18 protein-coding genes and 2 tRNA genes are annotated in these 21,142 nt (G+C 51.3%); 8 read left to right on the top strand and 12 right to left on the bottom strand.

What is annotated here, in order from left to right; translation table 11 throughout:
* Positions 1-9: 9 nt before the first annotated feature.
* The 10 genes from Q0W37_RS09070 to Q0W37_RS09025 all read right to left on the bottom strand — a co-directional run bounded on the left by Q0W37_RS09070 (position 10) and on the right by Q0W37_RS09025 (position 13,805).
* Complete coding sequence (locus tag Q0W37_RS09070; protein ID WP_297700746.1) at positions 10-3,099, bottom strand: DUF2723 domain-containing protein; 3,090 nt, start codon at positions 3,097-3,099, stop codon at positions 10-12.
* 1 nt (position 3,100) lies between these two features.
* Entirely contained in the window at positions 3,101-3,535 is a 435-nt protein-coding gene (nusB, locus tag Q0W37_RS09065; RefSeq protein WP_297700744.1) for a transcription antitermination factor NusB, read from the bottom strand.
* Between the two features lie 18 nt (positions 3,536-3,553).
* Positions 3,554-4,015 carry a 6,7-dimethyl-8-ribityllumazine synthase gene (gene ribH / locus Q0W37_RS09060; RefSeq protein ID WP_367186266.1) on the bottom strand — a complete coding sequence of 154 codons (462 nt, stop codon included), beginning with the start codon at positions 4,013-4,015 and terminating at the stop codon, positions 3,554-3,556.
* Between the two features lie 3 nt (positions 4,016-4,018).
* Positions 4,019-5,269 (bottom strand): bifunctional 3,4-dihydroxy-2-butanone-4-phosphate synthase/GTP cyclohydrolase II, encoded by a 1,251-nt coding sequence (locus Q0W37_RS09055; RefSeq protein WP_297700740.1) that lies wholly within the window; start codon positions 5,267-5,269, stop codon positions 4,019-4,021.
* Positions 5,256-5,855: a riboflavin synthase gene (locus Q0W37_RS09050; RefSeq protein ID WP_297700738.1), complete on the bottom strand. Its 600-nt coding sequence runs from the start codon at positions 5,853-5,855 to the stop codon at positions 5,256-5,258. Before Q0W37_RS09050 ends, Q0W37_RS09055 begins: the two co-directional genes overlap by 14 nt.
* Positions 5,856-5,927: 72 nt before the next feature.
* Positions 5,928-6,860, bottom strand: coding sequence for a hypothetical protein (locus Q0W37_RS09045; RefSeq protein WP_297700736.1), 933 nt, complete (start codon positions 6,858-6,860; stop codon positions 5,928-5,930).
* Between the two features lie 58 nt (positions 6,861-6,918).
* Positions 6,919-7,428 (bottom strand): hypothetical protein, encoded by a 510-nt coding sequence (locus Q0W37_RS09040; protein ID WP_297700734.1) that lies wholly within the window; start codon positions 7,426-7,428, stop codon positions 6,919-6,921.
* 131 nt (positions 7,429-7,559) lie between these two features.
* A complete protein-coding gene (gene fabF, locus Q0W37_RS09035) occupies positions 7,560-8,792 on the bottom strand; it encodes a beta-ketoacyl-ACP synthase II (RefSeq protein ID WP_297700732.1) in 1,233 nt (410 codons plus the stop codon).
* Between the two features lie 158 nt (positions 8,793-8,950).
* Positions 8,951-12,379, bottom strand: coding sequence for an MFS transporter (locus Q0W37_RS09030; RefSeq protein ID WP_297700730.1), 3,429 nt, complete (start codon positions 12,377-12,379; stop codon positions 8,951-8,953).
* A gap of 52 nt (positions 12,380-12,431) precedes the next feature.
* Positions 12,432-13,805 carry an aminopeptidase P family protein gene (locus Q0W37_RS09025; RefSeq protein WP_297700728.1) on the bottom strand — a complete coding sequence of 458 codons (1,374 nt, stop codon included), beginning with the start codon at positions 13,803-13,805 and terminating at the stop codon, positions 12,432-12,434.
* Between the two features lie 111 nt (positions 13,806-13,916).
* On the opposite strand from Q0W37_RS09025, the gene Q0W37_RS09020 reads away from it, so the two are divergent.
* The 6 genes from Q0W37_RS09020 (at position 13,917) to Q0W37_RS08995 (ending at position 18,011) form a co-directional block, all read left to right on the top strand.
* Entirely contained in the window at positions 13,917-14,204 is a 288-nt protein-coding gene (locus Q0W37_RS09020; RefSeq protein ID WP_297700726.1) for a hypothetical protein, read from the top strand.
* 19 nt (positions 14,205-14,223) lie between these two features.
* A complete protein-coding gene (locus tag Q0W37_RS09015; protein ID WP_297700725.1) occupies positions 14,224-15,171 on the top strand; it encodes a PhoH family protein in 948 nt (315 codons plus the stop codon).
* A gap of 79 nt (positions 15,172-15,250) precedes the next feature.
* Positions 15,251-17,536, top strand: coding sequence for an HDIG domain-containing metalloprotein (locus Q0W37_RS09010; RefSeq protein ID WP_297700723.1), 2,286 nt, complete (start codon positions 15,251-15,253; stop codon positions 17,534-17,536).
* 106 nt (positions 17,537-17,642) lie between these two features.
* A complete protein-coding gene (locus Q0W37_RS09005) occupies positions 17,643-17,831 on the top strand; it encodes a hypothetical protein (protein ID WP_297700722.1) in 189 nt (62 codons plus the stop codon).
* Between the two features lie 6 nt (positions 17,832-17,837).
* A tRNA-Val gene (locus tag Q0W37_RS09000) sits at positions 17,838-17,912 on the top strand.
* Positions 17,913-17,935: 23 nt separating this feature from the next.
* Positions 17,936-18,011: transfer RNA gene (locus Q0W37_RS08995), tRNA-Asp, on the top strand.
* Between the two features lie 131 nt (positions 18,012-18,142).
* On the opposite strand, the gene Q0W37_RS08990 is transcribed toward Q0W37_RS08995, so the two are convergent.
* Entirely contained in the window at positions 18,143-19,288 is a 1,146-nt protein-coding gene (locus tag Q0W37_RS08990; protein WP_297700720.1) for a hypothetical protein, read from the bottom strand.
* A gap of 64 nt (positions 19,289-19,352) precedes the next feature.
* Positions 19,353-19,484, bottom strand: a complete 132-nt coding sequence (locus Q0W37_RS08985; RefSeq protein ID WP_297700718.1) for a hypothetical protein — start codon at positions 19,482-19,484, stop codon at positions 19,353-19,355.
* Positions 19,485-19,591: 107 nt separating this feature from the next.
* Between Q0W37_RS08985 and Q0W37_RS08980 the strand changes: the two genes are divergently transcribed.
* Positions 19,592-19,987, top strand: a complete 396-nt coding sequence (locus Q0W37_RS08980; RefSeq protein ID WP_297700716.1) for a hypothetical protein — start codon at positions 19,592-19,594, stop codon at positions 19,985-19,987.
* Positions 19,987-20,982, top strand: coding sequence for an OmpA family protein (locus Q0W37_RS08975; RefSeq protein ID WP_297700714.1), 996 nt, complete (start codon positions 19,987-19,989; stop codon positions 20,980-20,982). Before Q0W37_RS08980 ends, Q0W37_RS08975 begins: the two co-directional genes overlap by 1 nt.
* Positions 20,983-21,142: the final 160 nt, after the last annotated feature.

The raw sequence follows: 21,142 nt of genomic DNA, 5'->3' as shown, positions 1-21,142 counted from the left end.
ATCAAGTTGTTAGTTTGCCGCTGCAACAACCGCAGGTTCCTTTGCAGAATCCTTTTCTGCGGAATCGAGCTGTTCAGCGGGAGCACTTTCCTCAACTTTCAAAGGTTCGTCGGACATCTGTTCGATCTGACGGCCACTCATCAGGAGTCGTGCACGTCCGCCTTCTTCGTATGCCGGAACATTTTCAAGTCCGCGGTTCAGCACTTCCTGAGCCTTAGCCTTTTCACCCGCTGCTTCGTACACGAATGCGGCTGCCCAGTAATTGCGCCATTCCGAGGGGAACTGCTTCATACCCATTTCGAGATACTTTGCAGCAGAGGCTGCAAGGCTATCCACCTGAGCCTTCTTTTCAGCCGTAAACGGATGGCTGTTGCGAAGCGTCGAAATCTTGTCGCGGGCATCGAAAGAAATCTGCAGGTAAAGCGACACATAACCCGAAAGCAAACGAATCGTTTCGTCGTTGATATAGGCCGTACCGTCTCCAAGGCCACGGAACTTGAACACGGAATCAATGAGATCCGCCGTGTACTTTGCATCGAAGGCATTACGCTTCGGATTCAGGTCACCCTTCACAAAATTGTAGACCATGCCTTCCTGCACCATGTACTTTTCAAGTCCCATGAAGTTGGAAGTACCGACGGTCGTCGAAATTTCAATCGGCTTGTCCATGTTCTGGAGAGCAAGGTCAATCACCAGCTTATGCTGCGTAAGCATCATACCGCTGCGGGTACGAGCGGCCCATTCGGTAAAGGCATCCCACACCTGGTAATGCACCTTGAACTGCATGAGCTTCGCGGAATCGGCCGGAGAAAGCTGCTGACCTTCCATGGCATCGATACGGTTCTTGAGCTGCGGCATCAGGCGCTGCGCGTTCTTCACCCAAGTCGCAACCTGATGGTTCGGGTTAGAAGCAGAGCTGTTGTCAAGCACCATGTCACGGTCAATGGCAGCCTTGTCGTAGCTGAGCTTGAGAATCGGCTCGTTCGTGAGCATCTGCTTAATATACCAGTCGGTGTTACCCAGAGAAAGGTTCACCACGCGCACGTCCTTACGGATGCCGGCAACTTCCTGAGCGAACCACAGCGGGAAGGTATCGTTATCTCCGTTCGTGAAAAGAATCGCGTTCGGACGGCAGCTATTCAGCAAGTTATACGCATAGTCCCAAGGAACCCAAAGACCCGAGCGGTCATGTTCCTTGTAGTTCGAAATGCAAGGAATCAGGAAGGAAACCGCAACCAGAAGGGCGGCAACCGGATTTGCAAAGGCCGCAAACGAAGACGTTGCGCAGAGGAACACGAGGATACCGGCACCGATACCGTAAATCATGCTCATGAAAATGAAGGCCGGCGTATAGAAGTAGTCACGTTCGCGGACTTCCAGATGAACGGCATCCGGGAACGGGGCGCGGCTTCCCACCTGGGCAAAGCCACTTTCAATCTTCTGCCAGTTCTGCCACACAGCGGAATTCATGTAACCGTCGAGTTCGCGCTGGAGTTCGGCAAGGCGAGCGTCGTTTCCGCCACGAGCCTTGACGTTTTCCATACGGATCTTGGTGAACTCGATATTCTGACGCATATCGATCAGCTCGTTCGGATCCGGAAGTGCAGAAATGCCCATGCCGCGACTATTCAAGTCGGACACGTTCCTGCTCATGACAGACACCCAGTAGTCGTGTTCACGCTGTTCCATGCGGGTGCCGTCGGCAAAGTTGATGTAGAACAACAGGCCAAGCGAGCAAAGTGCATAAAGCACCGAGACAAACACGCCCATATTGCGGTTGCGTTTCCAAACGAACACGCAAACCATCACCAAGAGGCCATTCAGAATCAAGAACATGATAAACTGCGGAAGAGTCGCATCTCCCATGAAGCTCATCTGCGTCGGGAACTTGATACCGAAGCGTTCGATCGGCTGGTTGTCGGAAGCATCAAAGGTATAGACACCGTTCGCATAGTTCACGTCGCCCACCTTGTAAGGCAGGTACTGAGCCATCTGGTATCCACCGTAGCCCATGTGCGGGAACGAGAGGAACTGGTGGCTTACACGGGAACGACGGTAGAAAGCACGGCTAATCATGCTTTCGGAGCCGTACTGCTTACGTTCGATAAAGTTGTTGAACGCAACCCAGTTTTCGTCCTTGAAAAGGTTACCGAGCTGCAGGTTACCCTGCTCGTCGCGAATATTGATTTCAGGGTCGTTTTCGTCGATAATCGGGTTCAGTTCCGAACGGATCGGAATGTAGAGGTGCGTACTATAGCCGATCAAGGCAAAGAAAGCAAAGGCAAGCGAAAGACGCATGCTACGCTGAACACCCTTGTTCTTGATGGGTTTTGCAAGGCAAAGGATCGAAAGGGCGATCAAGCATACGAACGAAATTTCAATAAAGGCAGACACCATGTAGATGACGGAACAAAGGAGTGTACCCGTAATCCAGATAGGAATGCGTTCGACAATTTTCTTAGGTTCGGCAACAAGGAGAAGTGCGAATACGGCAGGCACCGTGAGCATCGTATAAAGATGCGCGCCCACGCCAAGGAAGGCGATGTAGCAAATGAAAATAAGGATGCGGTCGCTGTAGGCTTCGTTACGCTTATTGTACCAAACGAGGCCGAGGTAAGAGACGAGCATCAAGATGAACATAGCGATGCCGTAAACTTCGGCTTCGACCGCGTTGAACCAGAAGGTGTCCGAGAAAGTGAGGAGGAAACCCGCAACCAGGGCTGCGGTCGCAAGCACCACCGTACGCACCTTATCCGAAATCTTTTCGGCAAGGACGTCGCTCTTGAGGACGGTCGCCAACAGTTCCCAGGCAAACAGAGCCGTCACGTAAACCGTGGCCGCCGAGCTCACCACCGAAATGTAGTTCACGCGCTTAGCGATTTCTTCTACGAACGGGAGTAGAATAATTACCGCACGGGCAAGGAACACAAAGAACGGCGTTCCAGGAGGATGCGGAATGCCAAGCGTATTGGCGCAGGCGACAAATTCGCCGCAATCCCAGAAGCTCACCGTAGGGGCCATCGTAAGCACATACACGACAAGCGCCACCAAGCTAGCGATTCCGGCAAAGAGATGTTTCTTCCATTTTTCTTTGAGCATTTTAGTTTTCCTTGGATTCGGTGACAACCATGCCACGGTTACGCATAAAGCCCGTCAAAAGGCCGTTTACAAAATTCGAAGACTTGTCGGTGCTGTACTTCGCAGCAATCTGCACCGCTTCAGAAATGGCAACCTTCATCGGTGTTTCGGCAACGTAGGACAATTCCACCATCGCAATACGGAGGATAATACGGTCAAGCGTCGCCATTCGCTCGATATCCCAATGGGCTGCGGCAGCCTTGATATTTTCATCGAGTTCTTCACGATGGGCCTGCACCAGATCCACCAGTTTCATTCCGAACTTTTTCTGCTCGGCATGAAGGGGCTGGGCATCAAGGATTCCGGGGAGAGCCTCCCCCGCGGTCTGGCCCGTAATTTCCATGGCATACAACAATTGCATCGCAAATACGCGAGCGGGTCTGTAACTTACTTTCATAATCGAATCGCTAAATAATTAGATGGTCTTGTAAAGGTTTGCCATTTCAACAGCAGTGGAAGCCCAGCTGGAACCGAGGTTGCCGGCCTTGAGGCCCGCACGGTTCATAGCCTGGTCCACGGTATCGGTGGTGAGGATTCCAAGAATCACGGGAAGCTTGCCTTCGGCGGCGATATTTGCGATACCGCCGGTAGAAGCGTTCACCACCACGTCATAGTGGCTAGTCTCGCCACGAATCACGGCACCGAGCGCCATCACGGCACTGTACTTGCCGCTATCAGCGAGGCGACGGCACACGCCCGGGAGTTCGAATGCACCCGGCACATGCACGACGGTGATATCCTTGTCTGCCACACCGAGCAGTTCAAGCTGACGCACAGCCCCTTCCAGGAGCTTGTCCGTCACGACCTCGTTAAAACGGGCAACGGCGATAGCCACCTTGAGGCCCGTTCCGTTCAGGGAATTCTTGATTTCGTTCACCATTTACTTTTCCTCTTTCAAATTCGTTTCGGACGCAGCGCCAGCAGCTTCGTCTACATGCAGCTGGTGTCCCATCTTTTTCTGCTTCGTGAGCAGGTAAAACAAGTTTTCCTTGTTCGGCTTGATTTCGATCGGCACACGCTCCACGATCTTAAGGCCGTATGCCGTAATGCCCGAAATCTTGCTCGGGTTGTTCGTAAGGAGTCGCATTTCCTTCACGCCGAGGTCAGCCAAAATTTGGGCGCCCGTACCGTACTGACGCAGGTCCGACTTGAACCCAAGGTGCAGGTTCGCTTCGACCGTGTCCATGCCCTTTTCCTGCAGTTCGTAAGCGCGGAGCTTGTTGCAGAGACCGATTCCACGGCCTTCCTGACCGCGCATGTAAAGGAACACGCCGCCGTGCTCGCCAATGAACTTCATGGCGGCGGCCAGCTGTTCACCACAGTCGCAGCGAAGGCTACCAAAAATATCACCCGTAAGGCATTCGCTATGCACACGCACGTACACAGGCTTGCTGAAGTCAGGATTGCCTGCAACCCAAGCCACATGTTCTACGCCATCGGTCTTGCTACGGTAAGCGTAAGCGGTAAAGTCGCCGTACTTCGTCTGCACATGCGGAGCGGCTACGCGCTGCACGAGCTTCTCGTTTTTCAGGCGGTAGTCGATCAGGTCGCGAATCGAGATAATCTTGAGACCAAACTTCTTCGCGACTTCCTGAAGCTGCGGCATACGAGCCATCGTGCCGTCTTCATTCATGATTTCGATCAGGGCGGCCGCCGGGCGCAGGCCCGCAAGCTTTGCAAGGTCTACAGCCGCTTCGGTATGGCCTGCGCGACGGAGTACGCCCTCTTCCTGGGCGTACAAGGGCGAAATATGTCCCGGACGGCCGAAGTCGCTCGGTTTGGAGTTCGGATCCGAAAGAGCGAGAATCGTCGCCGCACGGTCGTGAGCGGATACACCCGTGGTGCAGCCTTCAATTTTATCGACCATGATGGTAAACGGAGTCCCCAGAATCGAGGTATTCTCGGCGGTCTGCCGCGTGAGGTTCAGTTCATGGCAGCGCTTGATCGGGAGCGGTGCGCAAAGCACGCCACGACCTTCGTGGAGCATGAAGTTCACCTTTTCGGGTGTAATCTTTTCGGCAGCGATGACAAAGTCACCTTCGTTTTCGCGGTCCTCGTCATCGACCACAATCAAAAACTTGCCGTTCTTAAAATCTTCGATGGCCTCTTCAATCGTATTAAGCAAGGTCACGTTCCTTCAGATAATTTTCAATATACTTGCCGAGCATGTCGACTTCCACATTCACAATCGTACCCGGAACCCAGTTACGCAGGTTCGTGCGGGCCAAGGTTTCAGGTATAATGCACACGCGAATGGAATCTTCGAACTTTTCGGCGACCGTCAGGCTGATTCCGTTGAGCGAAATCGAACCGCGACGAATCACGTAGCGACGCAAGTCAGCCGGAAGCTTCAAATCCACTTCGACACCCGTTTCGCGCGGAGTCACCTGGATAACTTCGGTAATGCAGTCCACATGGCCCATCACAAAGTGACCGCCCATAAAGCTGTCTGCACGGCACGGAAGTTCCAAATTCACCAACTTACCGACAGCGGCCTGCTTGAAGCCCGTATTTTCCACCGTCTGGTGCATCAGGCAGAAAGTTGCCTCATCATCAGTACAAGATTCAATGGAAAGGCACACGCCATCGTTAGCAACACTGTCGCCCAACTTACAATTTTTAAAGAAGCCCGGTGACTTAAGGCGCATAGAAAGCGCATCGCCCCTACTTTCAATAGAAACGATTTCACCGGTAGATTGAATAATTCCCGTAAACATACGGGGGCAAATGTAGAAATTTAGATGAGAGACGAGAGACGAGAGACGAGAGAAAGTAGGCTGTAGGAAGCACTAAAACTTGATCGGATACAGTAAGTACCAGTGGAATTCGGGATAAACTTGCACGGTGGGGGCCGGCAGCTTGAAGTAATTCAGGTACTTGACAATGGTGCGTGCCATGCGGCTCTGCGGACGGAAAGCTTCCAGGTCATAGTCCAACGCGATATAGACTTCGCGGTGTGGGGTCACGTTTTTGTCGTGCAGGAACACGCCTTCGTCGATACTGAGTCCCGCCGCAATCGCAAGCCAACTCGGATAATACGCACGTGCAGCCTTTGGCAGCATACGGTAAATCTTGAATGACGCCCAGAAAGTTTGGTTGCAATAGTCGTCCGTAAACACGCCTGTTTTACTTTGTCTATAATACGCTTTGGTATTGATCCAGTAGCTCCACTTGAGGTCTACATACTTGAACACGGGAATGTAACGTTCCGCCATCGGCAAGAAACCACCGAGCGTCCCCGAGAGCACATCAAAGATACTGAAGCCCCATTCCGGCGAATAACCGTCCTTCACGTCGATTGCGATATGGGTCGCCATTGCCGAAAGCCCCGCGAACAAGTAAGACTTGAACTCGGATATTCCCGCCCAGCGGTAGCCTTCGTAAAAGGTTTCGCCCATCATGACACCCGAGGCGAAATGGCCGAACTTATCCAGGTTCAAGGCGTAGTCAAAATCGTTTTCGAAATGGAAATCACTCCCCTGTTCATCCCACCAACCTTTCTGAAACACCAGCCAATAGGCAGCGCCATAGGCAATCAAGACCGTCGAGGCCACGCCCACGCCCTTGGCAACCGAAAGTTCCGTCGTGTCACTCGGGTCTTCGCTGCGGTAATCCCACGTAGAATCGCGCCAGGTCGGCGGATCGTAAGGGGCAGCCTGCAAGGAAACGCTTGCAAACAAAAACACCACCAGCGCAATCAATATGGAACGGAAAAATTTCACGGGCACAAAGATAGAAAAAAGTCAGGCTAATTAATTTGCGGACTAAATTGAGGGCTTTTTAATTACTTGTGTCATTCAACTCATCAAGGCATTCGTCATCGGTATATTGCGAAATACGATAATTTGAGAGACCGGGACATATTGAATCTAGTTCCGCATCAAACATCAATTCGCCCTCAATTTGTTCTTTATAATCAATGTGCGTGAAAACATCTTTGCGGTTACGAATTTTATAATCATAGGACTCAAGCCATCGGCCATTACAAGCAAATTGAAATTTCATTACAAGGGTATCAAAAATACCTATTTTTGAATGAGGACCGAATTTAACTCTTGGATGTAGAGTATCATAAAAACCAATAATAATTGAATGATCTGTAACGAGCAGACTTTTTTCATATAATAAAAACAAACTAACAGAGTCTACTTTTAAAGGATATTCAATTTTATAACGAAAAAAATCTATACAATCTGTTTCTGATGTAACAGTGTACGAATTTGCTTCTGGATCACACGAAAGCGCACAAAAAAAACACAAACAAATCAACAAAGGAAAATGCTTCAGCATTAGTATTTTCATAACAAAAATATAGTATTTCCTCTAACTTTCCACAAACATTAAATACCTCCGGTTATAGGATATAAAAAAGCCCCGGAGAATAATCTCCAGGAGCTTTATAAATGTGTGATGAATGAGCCTTAGTTGCGGCCGAGGAGCAGCACGCTGTTCTGGCCACCGAAGCCGAAGCTGTCGGACATGGCGTAGTTGAACGAGTGGCTGGTGTTCTTGTTGGCGCACACATCGAGATGGATGCGTTCGTCCTGGTTGAACACGTTCGTGGTCGCATGAATCATCTGATTCTGCAAGGACTTCACGGTGATGATGGCTTCAAGAGCACCGGCAGCGCCGAGAGCGTGGCCGATCATGCACTTGGAGGAGTTCACCTTGAGGCTGTCGGTGGCGCCGGCAAAGACCTTTTCGAGTGCAGAGCATTCAGCAACGTCGCCGAGCGGAGTCGAAGTACCATGGGTGTTCACGTAGCCCACATCCTTCGGGGAAATACCAGCTTCGCGGAGAGCCATTTCGATAGCGAGGCGGACGCCTTCGCCGTCTTCACGCGGGGCGGACATGTGGTGAGCGTCAGCACTCATGCCGATACCAGCCACGCGAGCGAGAATGTTTGCACCACGCTTCTTGGCGTGAGAAAGGCTTTCGAGCACGAGAATGCCAGAACCTTCACCGATTACGAAACCGTCGCGGTCCTTATCGAAGGGGCGAGAAGCGGTTGTCGGATCGTCGTTGCGCTTGCTCAAAGCCTTCATAGAGGTAAAGCCAGCGAGAGCCACATTGTTCACGGTTTCGTCGGTACCACCGGCGAGCATGATATCGGCGCGGCCGAGACGGATCTGGTCGTAGGCGGCGGCGATAGAGTGGTTAGAGGTTGCGCATGCGGAAACCACTGCGTAGCAGGGGCCCATCCAGCCGGTGCGGTTGGAAACTTCGCCTGCGGGCATATTCACGATAGACATCGGAATGAAGAACGGGGACACGCGGCTAGGACCACGGTTCGAAAGCGAAACGACGGAATCGCTATAGATCTGCATACCACCGATACCGGAACCGATAATCACACCAGAACGGGTCGGATCTTCGTTTTCGGGAGAAATACCGGCGTTCTTAAGAGCCTGGAAAGAAGCATACACAGCGTACTGGATGCACCTAGAGAGGCGGGACGAATCGCGCGGGGAAATAAATTCAGAACCATCGAATTCCTTGACGGCGGCAGCTATCTTGATCGGATAGTTGGTCACGTCGAAGCGATCGATCGTTGCGAGTCCGGATTTACCTTCCAGCAGGTTGTTCCAAAGGAGTTCCGGCGTATTGCCGAGGGCGGAAACACACCCCATACCAGTGATTACGACTTCTTCCATAATGGCGGCAAATATAGAAAAAATGTAAACTTACATGGAGCTATTTTATTCTTAAATTTTAGAAACTTGATATAAATTTCTTACAATTAAATTACAAAACGAAAGAAACGCACACTATTTCGCTTTGTTTGCGAGAATTCAGTGTGTTTTATTTAAATCTACTTTATTCCGGCGAGTTCTTTCGCCACCTTCTTTGCGGTGGTAAAGTCCGCCTTACCGGTACCAAGCTTCGGCACCTTTTCGACAGCGAAAGCAAGCGCCGGGAGCATAATCGGCGGGAATCCGCTTGCACGCAGTTCGGAAAGTACGTCCTTCGGATCCTTTTCACCCTGGTACAGGAGCACAATCTTTTCGCCCTTCGCGGAATCCGGAATGGTCGTCACCAGGTAATCGCAACCTTCGAGCACCGGCGTATCCTGAATCTTCTTTTCCACGGCACCGAGGCTCACCATTTCACCGCCGAGCTTTGCAAAGCGGCTGTAACGGTCCACGATCGTGAGGAATCCATCTTCGTCGAGGTAGCCCTTATCGCCCGTACGGTAGTAGCGGATGCCATCAATTTTCACGATAACGCTATCGGTTCGTTCCTGATCCTTGAGGTACCCCTGCATCACCTGACAACCGCCGATCAGAATCATGCCCGCCTCGCCTGTCGGGAGCGGCACATTCGTTTCGGGGTCCACAATCAGGAACTGCGTTCCAGGGAGAGCCGGACCAACGGTTCCGGGCTTATTGTTCACCTGGAGCGTCATATAGTCGTTGCGCAGCGTATTTTCGGTATTCACCGAGGCCACCGGAGCGGTTTCGGTACAGCCGTAACCTTCGTAGATTTCCTTACCGAACTTGAGGCGGAATGCTGTCGCCAGTTCCGGGCGCAGGGCTTCGGCACCGGCAATAATCATACGCACGTACTTGAACACCAGCGGATGCACGTAGCGGCTTACCGTAAAGGCTCGCAAGAAGGTCGGGGTAGCCACGAGGCAGGTCACGTGGAATTCGGAACAGACTCGCGCCATGGTCTTCACGTCGGTCGGGTCAGCCACAGCTACGATCGGGCAACCTTCCGTGAGGTTCAAGAGCGTCGTCACCGTAAGGCCAAAGCTATGGAACAGCGGAAGTTCCGAAAGCATCACGTCGCCACGGCTCACGTTAATGATACAGGCCAGCTGCTGGATATTACCCATCAGGTTACGGTGCGAAAGGAGAATTCCCTTCGGCGTACCTTCGGAACCGGAACTGAACACGATCACGGCAGTGTCGTCGAGGCTAGTACGCTTGCAGAACACAAAACGGATCAGCCACGACGGCATAATAATGCACATGAACAGCAAGGCTGCAATCTTTGCCTTCGGAATTTCCTTCATCAGGTCTTCAGCATAAAGGATACGCACCTTATCGGAAGCCACCTGCGAATAGTCATTTCCACGGCCCTTCAGTTTCTGGATAAATTGCCTACTCGAAATAACCGTCGAAACATCAGCCTTTTCGCAGCAATACTTTACGTTGTCTACAGAAGAGGTGTAGTTCAGGTTCACGTTCGTCTTGCCCATGACCCAGAGCACCAGGTTCACGATGACACCCGCCGGAGAGGGCGGGAGCATAATACCGATATTTTGTTCGTCCTTGCCGAGCTTTTTCTTCAAAAGTCCACGGAACGCCATCACGGCACCCATCAACTTGTAACCCGAGAAGTGTCCACCGTCGGTATTGTAGATAGCCGGTCCATGCTTCACGTAACGCTTGCAGGTACGAATCCAGGAAGCCGCAATCGGACGAACAAACTTGACGGCATACTTCCAGGCATCGATGGAAATCTTGCGGATAATAGCTCGGACCTCGTTAGGAGGTGTAGTCGCCGGAATCGCCTTACCAAAGGCAACGGTCACCGCACGGTCTGCAGAAGCACCATACATATCGGAGCCACTGTAACTAAAGTTAGAGCCCCAAAGTCCCTGAATGTAGAAAGGAACGATCGTCGCATCGGTATCGTCAATCGCAGAGGAATAATCGATCGTGAAAGGTTCCACATGCGGAGACTTGGACACTTCGCCCGTCGGGAAAATCACGACAGCCTTCCCCGCAAGGAGAGCCTCGTGAATCTTGTCCATTGCCTCTTTGGGATTATTGACGTCGATACGGATCATGCCCAGGCGCTTGAGCACCGCACGCAGATACCAACGTTCAAAGTGGTCCTTGTTGCTTGCAATGCAGAGCGGACGCGGAGAGGCCATCTGGAGCATCGCCCAGTCGATAAAGCTGTGATGGTTACCCACCAAGAGCACCGGACCTTCGTTCGGGATGTTCTGCACACCGAGCACGCGGATACGGTAGCGGTTGAACACGAGCTTGAGCATCGTACGCAAAAGAGCCTGCGGCAAGTTCGAAATCGTCCAGACAAAGACGAGCATCGAAACGATTGCAAGTCCCAAGAAATAAAGCTGCGGACGGATGTGGGTATAGTGCACCATCACCGAGAACAGGAACAGGAACGCAATCAGCACCAGCGCCTGAATCATGTTCGCAAGCGCAAGCACCGAGCCGGAGTTGTTCGGACGCGTGTTGTACTGCAACAGAGCGTTCACCGGAACCAGGAAAAGACCGCCAAACAAGCCTGTCAGGGAATACAGCACCACAAGTGCCACCGGATGCACAAAGAACGGCACCAGGAACATGCATACGGAAACCCCGATCATGCCCATCGGGATGAAGCCGGTTTCAATAAAGTCGCGAGACTTGGTCGCCGCAATGACCGACCCCACCATAAGCCCCGCAATGGCAAAGGCGAGGTAATTCTGAATCGTATCGATATCGTTTGCACCCGATACGTCCTGATACATCAGCACAAACACCTGAGCAAGAGCCCAGAACATCGAAAGGGCGATAATAGATGCACGCAGCGTCGGCACACGCCAGCCGAGGCTCAAATGCTTTTTCACATTCGAGATGTTCACGTTCGGGTTTTCGTACTTGACCTTCGGGACCAGGAAACTCGCCACCGTTCCAAGGACCGCCACACCGGACAAAATCCAGGGAATCACGATCGATTCCGAAGTAATGCGGTGGACCGCCGCGTAAGATTGGAGAGATTCCAGGTTAATGAGGTTCACGCCCACCACGGCAAGCCAGGATGCACAAATAATGCCGCCCAGACCAAAAATCTGCAAGAACGCATTCGCAAAGCTCAGATTGCGGACCCCGAACATTTCCTTAAGGATGCCATACTTTGCAGCACTGTGAATAGCAAAACCGCAGCTAAGTCCTATCGAAAGCCAGAACGCCACACGCGGGCAATTGCAGGTCACCAACACCGACTGCGCAATCACGAAGAGCGTCATGGTCAAAGCCGACCACGCAAGCACCTTGTTCTTCGAGAACTTGTTGGTGAAGAACCCCGCAAAAAACACCATCAATATATAAGGGGCCAAGAAGAATATCTGCAGCATGAAAGCCTGCCAGGTCTGCCCCGATTCCACGTGGGTGAACGACCCCGAAAGAATCTTCTGGGCATAGATGAACACGCCCATCTGCACGAACGTCATTGCAAGAATCGACAGGAAGTAGCGAACAGCGCCCTTAATTTTCCACATGACAAGTCCTTGTTCTATTCGATAAAACTTTTGACCCAAATCTAGAAATATCTCATTTCTGCAAACCGGCCATCCATTTCTCCAATTCCTGAATTTCCTTCGGAATACTTACGGAAATATTACGGAAGTTCTCTTTCGTAATAAGCAGGTCATCTTCAATACGGATCCCTATCTTTTCGCGGTATTGCCTTCCGTCGATAGTCGCCTTGAATTCCCCATAGAGTCCCGGTTCACAAGAAATCAGCATCCCCGGTCTAAGAACCGTATCCAGGGAACGCGTTCCCGGTTCGCCTTCGTGAATCTGCTCCCCGATAAAATGGCTTACACCATGCGGGCGTTTGTCATACAATAGTTTGTACGAACCCTTAGCCCCTTTAACCAGGCGGCGTTCCAGTTCCTGCATAATAAAATCCCAGGGAACATTCCCGATTTCCTTGAGCGAAACCCCCGGACGCACATGTTTCTGGTATTCAGCCCCCGCATCCAGCACAATCTGATAGAGCATTTTCTGCAGCGGATTAAACTTGCCATTCACCGGAATCGTGCGTGAAATATCGCTATGCAGACTCCCGATGCGAATGCCAAAGTCCAGGAGCACAAGCTCCCCCGCCTTTAACGGTTCGTCCTTCTTGACATAATGCAGACAACAGGCGTTCGCCCCACCGGCAACAATCGTCGGAAAAGCGAGGTCCCCGTCGCTTTGGCGCTGCATTTCGTAGTCCAGCCGAAGTCCTAGTTCTCGTTCGGTTTTAAAATCTTTCATTTCGGCAAGCACCGTACGGAAAGCGTTATCCGTCACCGACTGCGCGGCTTCGGCATCCAGAATGCGTTCGCCTTCCAACGGAAGCCTGAGTTTCCAGTGCAAGGCCGCGGCACTCTTGAGCCCGACCCCCGTAGGCCTTAGGGCCTTGAGCAGCTGACGCCTGAACCGGTCGTTGTGGTCTTCCTTGAATTTTTCGAAGAAATATGCATAGGCATACGAGCCCTTGGGAAGTTTCCTTGCGCGGGCCACCACCGTATCCATCAATTCATCTACGGAGCGCACATCCTTGATTCCCGTAATGCGGGCCACTTCGTTATTGTCTTCAAGATATCCGAGGCGCTTGCCGTTCCAGAATTCCTTGAACGGGTCTTTGGGTGGAACGAACAGGATTTCATCGCCGGTATTCGGATCGAGCAAGAGGTAACACCCCGGCTGGTTGATTCCCGTGAGATACAGGAAGGCGGGTTCCTGCACCATCTTGTTCCAGATTTGCACGTATGCCTCTTCAGTTCCCGGTTCAATGGGCATTCCTGCTATCACGAAAAAGGAGTCGAGTTCCTTGAGCATTGCCTTGCGGCGTTTTTTGTATAAATTCTTGGCGTTATAGAGCGGAGATTCGATAAAGACCTGAGAATAGGGCCTGGAGCATGCATTTACAACCATATTATCCTCAAAAAAGGTGTTTTTTCGCAATAAATTTACCATTTTTGTTCCCTTTTCGGCTCAAATTATTATAGATTTTAGGCATCACAGACTAGAATGGAGCCTGATTAAATGTCTCTTTTGAAAAATTGGAAATTTCTCCTTGCAGCTATGACTGTTGCCATGTTCACCGCTTGCGCCGGCTCTTCCGGTGGTTCTAGCGACGATTACGATAACGACGGCGGATCCGAAGAATCTGTCCAGAGATCTGCCCCTAAGGAAAAGATTGACGAAAACAAGCTGAAGAAGACCGAAGAAGAAGCGGTCGCCATTACCGAAGAAAACCACAAGCTCCGCAAGGAAATCTTCGAAGCCAAGAACAAGCTCGGTATTTCTACAGCTCCTGCTGCCGAAGAGTAATCATAGCCACGCGTTCTAGATGGACGAACAACGCTATTCCCTATCGGATGACCTGAAACGAACGATTTCAGGCGAGAACGAAACGGTTTTCCGCTTATTGGAGAGCCGTTTTTGTGTTGAGATACAGACGAGGCTTCCGGGACTTCGCATTATAGCGAAAGAAAACGGAGACTTGCCTGGTGTTTTGGCTGTTCTCGACCAATTAAAGATGGCCGCGAAAAATGGCAAGGTACTTTCGTCCAGCGCTCTTTCGAGACTGCTGGACCCTGCCGACACAGGAGAATTCAATTCTTCCAGCGAAATCCCGACGACCCCTATTTTCAGGAACCGTATGGGCGTTTCGGTGTTCGCCAAGACCAAGGCCCAGGCCGAACTGGTGCACGCAGTCGAGCATAATGACATCATCTTTGCGAAGGGCCCTGCCGGAACCGGCAAGACCTTCCTTGCCGTTACACTCGCCGTAGCAAGCCTGGAACGCCATGAGGCGGAACGCATCTGCCTCGTTCGCCCGGCAGTCGAAGCGGGAGAATCGCTCGGCTACCTGCCCGGCGACCTCAAGGAAAAAATCGCTCCGTACCTGCGCCCCATCCACGACAGCCTCGCCGAGCTCCTGCCCGCCGAAAAGCTCCGTCGCTATGAAGAAACGGGGTCGATCGAAGTCGCCCCGCTCGCCTACATGCGTGGACGCACGCTCAAGCGAGCCTTCATCATCCTGGACGAGGCGCAGAACACGACCCCCGAGCAGATGAAGATGTTCCTCACCCGACTCGGTCCCCATAGCAAAGCTATCATTACTGGGGACGCGACCCAGGTGGACTTGGCCAAGGGCCAGAAGTCGGGGCTCGTGCACGCCATGAACCTGCTCAAGGGAATCCGCGGAATCGCGCAGGTGGAATTCGAATCGACGGACGTGCTCCGCCACCCGCTCGTGAAAGATATTTTGAAAGCCTATGAAAAAGAAAAGTGACAGGTAACAGGCTACAGGTTTCAGAAGCAACATCTAAAAAATTGATTCCTGATGCCCACCCCTGAGGACTAGAGAAATTATGAAAAAGAAACAGATGAGAATTCACTTCGTTATCGGATGGGTACTGGTTGCCGCAGCAGCCATTTTCCTTTTTCCCGATAAGAACATTGCGCTCCAATCCGAACGCCCGCACCTTGGACAGGTGAGTACACGCACGATTGTCGCTCCCATCAACTTCGAAGTTCCTAAATCCGAACAGGAAATCGAAGCAGAAAAGACTCGTGCCGCCGACAAGGTAAACGCCATATTCGGCTACAACAGCGACGAAACAAACCGAGTCTCTGAAGACCTCAAGCTTTTCTTGCACAAGCTTGCTCAATACGGTTCGCTGCAAAGCCAAATCAACCAACTCACGGCCAGCAGCGAAAGCGATTCCACGCTGCAGTCCAAGGTGGTGCAGGCATCGCGCATTTACGAAGTCCTGAAGCAGCGCATCTCGACCTCGGCCATTAAGCCCTTGAGCCAAAACGCGAAGGCCAGGGATTCCCTGATGGCCGTTTTCAACCGAATGCTCCAGGCGGGCGTTTCGAACACATTCATTGCAAGTACCGAGACGGCGGCCCAGCTCTACCGCGACAACTACAATCTGCAAGATTTCAAGTACATTGTCTACACCAAGCCAAACATCACGCTTATCAAGGACAATGAAAAGACAACCGTCGAAGCCGCAAATATCCAGCCTCTCCGCCGTCGCATTGACGAAGCCTTCGCACAGTTACAAATGAGTTTCCCGAACGAACAGGGACTGTTGAGCGCATTCTATGAAACGTTGTTCGTATTCATGATGCCAAACGTTTTCTACCTCGAAAAAGAAACGATCGCAAGCCGCGAAGAAGCGCGCAACAAGGTGACACTCATCAAGGGCATGGTCCCCCGTGGAATGGAAATCGTTTCGCAGGGCGCCCCGATTACAAAGGAAATCCTTGAAAAAATCGACGCCCTACAACGTGCCCAGCAAAAGGAAGAAAACTCCAAGACGTTTACCGCTATCTACGGAAACGCCCTCATCTTTGCGTTAATCGTTACGTTCTTTTTCCTGTTCCTCTACAATTCCCCTTCGAGAGGCATGTTCAAGAGCGCACGCCAGCTGTGGAGCCTTATCGCCCTTGCCCTATTACAGCTAGCCGCATTCTGGGGAATCCGTCACCTCTCGGGAAGCTTTAACAGCATCGATATTTCGATTATTCCCGAAAACCTCGACTTTATGTGGATTTACCCCTTCGCCTTCGCCCCCATTACGGCAACCGTACTTTACGACCGCCGCATCGGAATCGCATTTTCCGTATTTTCCGCGATGATTTTTGGCATCTTAAACGGCTACGACCTCGCCGCCCTGATTTGCGCCATTGCAGTGACCATTGTCGCAACGACTCCTATCGCCCGTATGCGTTACCGCGTCCAGTTCGTATGGGGAATCATTGTCGGTATCATCGCAATGGCAGCCGCCATCAGCATCATGTTCCTTTTGCGCAACAGACTTTCACTGGAAGCCTTCTACCAGAACCTGATCGCCGCAAGCGCGAACATCGTACTCTGCTATGCCTTGACTTCGGTAGCCCTGATTCATTTGATGGAACGAATCTTTGGCATCACCACTGTACTTACGCTCATGGAAATGTCCGACTTCAACCGTCCGGCACTCAAGCGTATCTCTGAATACGCCCCCGGAACATTCCACCACAGCATTCAGGTTTCGAACCTCGCCGAACACGTTGCCGAAAGTATCGGCGCCAATTCGCTTCTGGTTCGCGTAATGGCACTCTACCACGATATCGGCAAGACCATGCGCCCCGAATACTTTACCGAAAACCAAAAGCAAGGAATCAACCCGCACAACAACATCGATCCTTCTCAATCCGTAAAGATCATTACCGGTCACGTTGAACAAGGGACAGAACTTGCCAAGGAATACAACATTCCGAACCTTGTGGCCGCCGGTATCCGCGAACACCACGGTTCGTCTGTAATCCAGTACTTCTACCACAAGGCCCTCGAAAAAGCAAAGGAAACAGGAGAAGATGTCAAGATAGAGGATTACAGCTACAAGGGCCCCAAGCCCCAAAGCAAGGAAACAGCCATTCTCATGCTCGCAGATATCATCGAAGCGACAAGCCGCTCCATGGCGGACACGAGCCCCGAGTCGCTTGCCGCAATGATTCACAAGACGATCGAGAGCCGTTTTACCGAAGGCCAGTTCAACGAATGTAACCTGTCGATCAAGGAACTTTTCAAGCTTGAACAGGCATTCCTGGACAGCCTCGATGGAACCTACCATACTCGAGTCAAGTATCCGGGGCAAAAGTAATCAAAGACCTTTTTTATATTTTTTCACCTAATTTTGACAAATTTAGTTGACAAGAACATAAAACTTTGTATATTTGGCTTCGTAATCTTGAGTTGAGGACTAACTGATGGATAAAAAGAATATCATTCTGATTGCTCTCGGTGTGTTGCTCCTCGTGATCGGTTTTATCTGCCTCGCCACTGGCCCTGCCGACAATCCGGTTTCTCTCACGGTTGCACCGCTTATTTTGGTCATCGCCTATCTGGTCGTTATTCCTGTGGGAATCCTCTGGAAGGGTAAGGGCCAGGACAAGTAAAATTTCGGGCGATTAGCTCAGTTGGTTCAGAGCGTCTGCCTTACAAGCAGAATGTCAGCGGTTCGAATCCGTTATCGCCCACTACCGAAAATCGGAAACGATTTGGGGTGGTAGCTCAATTTTGGTTAGAGCACCGGCCTGTCACGCCGGAGGTTGCGAGTTCAAGCCTCGTCTATCCCGCGAAAAACGCCTCTCAATAGAGAGGCGTTTTAGTTTACTGAACAAAGTGAAGTAAACTAAATACTCACCTTCATCTTGAAGGTCTTTTTCGTTTTTTATTTATCACCCCAGACCTGATCCGGGGTCTCCTTTTAATACAGGCGAATATTGCGCGGAGTCCTACGGGCCGGAGTAAACATTCTACCCATGGCATCGAACCGAGCCTTCTTAATCAAGGTCGGCGGTTCCACCTTACGGACCAACGGAATGCTCGTTTTAGAGGAATCCTTTATGTCCGAAGAATCTTTAGTTACCGAAGAATCCTTCGTGTCTTCTATCAGCTGCCAGATAAATTCGTCGCCGGAGCCCTTTGGATTCTGCACAACCGTCGTCCCGACCGCCTGCAGGTAATGTCCGCTTTTATAATTCTTTAGGAACAGCGCATTCGGAGTATTCACGTCCGCACCTTCAAACACGTACCTTTGATGCGCCCCGCCGTTGTATCCGTAGGTCGAGGCCTGCACACCCGCAGCAGTCGATTCATTCGGAATATCGACAACCCGTGACCCTAGCTGGATATAGTACGTAACCGGATTGTCGCCTACAGAAAATATCTTCACGAAGCTGGCCGAATCCGCACAATCCATCAATTCCAAAGCGTTGGACGAAGTAATACCCATACAATTCTTGGTATCGCCGAGTGACTTGATTCTCCCCTGCGCGTAGAACGCAACCTTGAACAGCTGCTGGTAAATGGTTTCCACAAGAATTACATGGTTGATCAGGTCCTGCTCGGACTTGGCTTCGCTTGCCTGGTTCAGGCCGTAGGGCCAGATATGCTGACGGTCGCAATGGAGTTCCTTGGTCGGGTCGTTATCCAGTTCACGGAGTTTTGCCTGAACCTTGTCGTTCCTGAAGACTCCGTCCACGCATGTTGCCGCGTATTCCGATGTGGTCCCGATTCCCATCGTATGGCCCATCTCGTGCATGGCGGTCGGCACCACCATGTAGCTGCGGTTTTCGCCAAAGCGCAAGTCACCATTACTACTCGCTTCGGCCGTAGGCACGCCAGGAGCATAATACACGTTAATGAATTTGGAAAGATTCGAGTAGGTGTTGTAGAGCTTGACCGCAGAATCCATCACCGTCGTAATGCGCCGGTAGGCATCCAGTTCGTCCTCTGTTGGATTTGCAGACTTGTGCAGCGTATACTCTATAGCTGCAAAAGCATTACCTGCAAAACAGGCCAGCACACAGCACCATAAAAATAACGGGTTTATTAGACCACAAAACTTCATTAAGCCTCCAATCCAAACGCCTGTATAAATTTATATACAAAGTTGTTGTAAATCAAGTAAAATTTTAGTTGACAGAAGATAGACGCTTCGCTTGCACTTCGGCAGGCTCAGTGTACCACTCAAGGACCTTAATAAGGTTAGCAAGCTTGCGAAGCGTGAGCTTAAGCCAGTGCTGAGCATTGTCGAAACAAACCACGCTCAGGATGACACATTCGTGACTGTTCTAAGCACTAAGCACAAAGCTTCAAGTTCTTTTTTTTTGTATATTAAATCCCGACTTTTAACCCCTAAAAGGAGATTTGAATGAAATCCAGAATTCTCGTTGCGGGTCTTGCCACACTGGCTCTCGCAGCTCTTTCCGGTTGCGCAGGCGGCGTAAACGCCAACAAGGCTATTGGGCAAGCAGACAATTCCAAGTCCCTCGCCGAAGAACTCAAGATTAATCCGACCCAGATCGAATCGGCTAACGCAAAGCTCGATTCCGCCAAGGCACTCCAGGCAGATGGCGAAGACGAACAGGCTATCGCACTTGCCGAACAGAGCGACCTCGAATACAAGCTCGCCATTGCAACGGCAGAACTTGACGCTGCTAAAAAGGAAAACGACAAAGTCGAGAAGGAACTTAAGGACGACATAGAACGTCAGAAGAGTTATCAGAAAGTTCTTGACAACGAGACCAAGAACGGAGGTGCAAACTAATGAAGACTAGAAATTTGTTGCTGACAACCGCATTTGCCGTGTCCATGTGCTTTGCCGCCGAAAATGAAGCCGAACAGGCTAGTCCCGTCGAAACCTGCAGCGCAGCTATAGACAACGCCGCAAAGAATATTTCGGCAAACGCTCTCTCTGCCAAAATGACTCTGGCTGAGGCCAAGAGCAACCTCGCCGAACTTGAAGCCGCCTACAAGGACGATCCGGAATCCGAGCAGATTGCCGGACTCGCAGCCAAGTGCGACACCTACGCCAAGCTGATCGCTACCCAGGCAGAAACGCAGAAAGTCCGCAACCAGACTGCCGATAATTGGCAGAAGCGCGCCGCCACGGCCCGTTCGGTGGAAGAAACCCAGAAAAAAATCAACCAGACCCGCAGCGGCATGATGATGGACCAGAATGCACGCCTGCAGGCAGAAATGCAGCAGAACCAGGAAAAGTTCCAGGCCGAAGCCGCCGAAAAGGAAGCCGCATTGATGGCCGCAAGCCAGCGTGAAGCCGACCTCGAAAAGAAACTGGCCGAAGAACGCGCCAAGGCCGAAGCTCGCCAGCAGGAAGCAATGAACAAGCTGAACGAGCTCCAGTCCAAGATGATCCAGGTGACCAAGGACGCCCGCGGCATTATCCTTTCCATGTCCGACATTCTGTTCGGCGTGAACAAGGCAAGCCTCAAGGCAGACCTCAAGACGAGCCTTGCCAAGGTGGCCGGTATTCTTTCCGTGTACCAGCAGTTCAACGTGTCCATCGAAGGTAACACCGACAACACCGGTTCCGAAGAACACAACATGAAGCTTTCTCAGCAGCGTGCCGACAACGTGAAGGCATTCCTTGTTGAACAAGGCATCGACGAAAACCGCCTAACCGCCAAGGGACTTGGAATGACCATGCCGATCGCAGACAACTCCACCAAGGAAGGTCGTCAGAAGAACCGTCGCGTGGATCTGGTGATCCAGGACAAGGCCCTGCAGCAGGAAGCAAAATAAGCCTAAAAACGCATATTTTAGCTTAAAGCACCATTAACAAGCGGGCGTAAAATTACTAGTTTTACGCCCGTAACTTTTAACCGGCGGCGGCAGTCGCCAAAGAATCAAGAGGTAAAACAAATGGCAGTTTCTTACAAGGAACTCGGCTTGGTTAACACCA

It is taken from the genome of uncultured Fibrobacter sp. (genome assembly GCF_947166265.1).
Lineage (GTDB): Bacteria > Fibrobacterota > Fibrobacteria > Fibrobacterales > Fibrobacteraceae > Fibrobacter.
The sequence above is the reverse complement of the archived record's forward strand: the minus strand, read 5'-3'. Positions and strand labels throughout refer to the sequence as shown.

Excerpts from the sequence above, each read along its gene's own strand:
- Q0W37_RS09050 (WP_297700738.1), bottom strand. The coding sequence starts at position 5,855 with ATGTTTACGGGAATTATTCAATCTACCGGTGAAATCGTTTCTATTGAA.
- nusB (WP_297700744.1), bottom strand. The coding sequence starts at position 3,535 with ATGAAAGTAAGTTACAGACCCGCTCGCGTATTTGCGATGCAATTGTTG.
- Q0W37_RS09005 (WP_297700722.1), top strand. The coding sequence starts at position 17,643 with ATGGATAAAAAGAATATCATTCTGATTGCTCTCGGTGTGTTGCTCCTC.
- Q0W37_RS09015 (WP_297700725.1), top strand. The coding sequence starts at position 14,224 with ATGGACGAACAACGCTATTCCCTATCGGATGACCTGAAACGAACGATT.
- Q0W37_RS09020 (WP_297700726.1), top strand. The coding sequence starts at position 13,917 with ATGTCTCTTTTGAAAAATTGGAAATTTCTCCTTGCAGCTATGACTGTT.
- Q0W37_RS08980 (WP_297700716.1), top strand. The coding sequence starts at position 19,592 with ATGAAATCCAGAATTCTCGTTGCGGGTCTTGCCACACTGGCTCTCGCA.
- Q0W37_RS09040 (WP_297700734.1), bottom strand. The coding sequence starts at position 7,428 with ATGCTGAAGCATTTTCCTTTGTTGATTTGTTTGTGTTTTTTTTGTGCG.
- Q0W37_RS09030 (WP_297700730.1), bottom strand. The coding sequence starts at position 12,379 with ATGTGGAAAATTAAGGGCGCTGTTCGCTACTTCCTGTCGATTCTTGCA.
- Q0W37_RS09025 (WP_297700728.1), bottom strand. The coding sequence starts at position 13,805 with ATGGTTGTAAATGCATGCTCCAGGCCCTATTCTCAGGTCTTTATCGAA.
- Q0W37_RS08990 (WP_297700720.1), bottom strand. The coding sequence starts at position 19,288 with ATGAAGTTTTGTGGTCTAATAAACCCGTTATTTTTATGGTGCTGTGTG.
- fabF (WP_297700732.1), bottom strand. The coding sequence starts at position 8,792 with ATGGAAGAAGTCGTAATCACTGGTATGGGGTGTGTTTCCGCCCTCGGC.
- Q0W37_RS09010 (WP_297700723.1), top strand. The coding sequence starts at position 15,251 with ATGAAAAAGAAACAGATGAGAATTCACTTCGTTATCGGATGGGTACTG.
- Q0W37_RS08975 (WP_297700714.1), top strand. The coding sequence starts at position 19,987 with ATGAAGACTAGAAATTTGTTGCTGACAACCGCATTTGCCGTGTCCATG.
- Q0W37_RS09070 (WP_297700746.1), bottom strand. The coding sequence starts at position 3,099 with ATGCTCAAAGAAAAATGGAAGAAACATCTCTTTGCCGGAATCGCTAGC.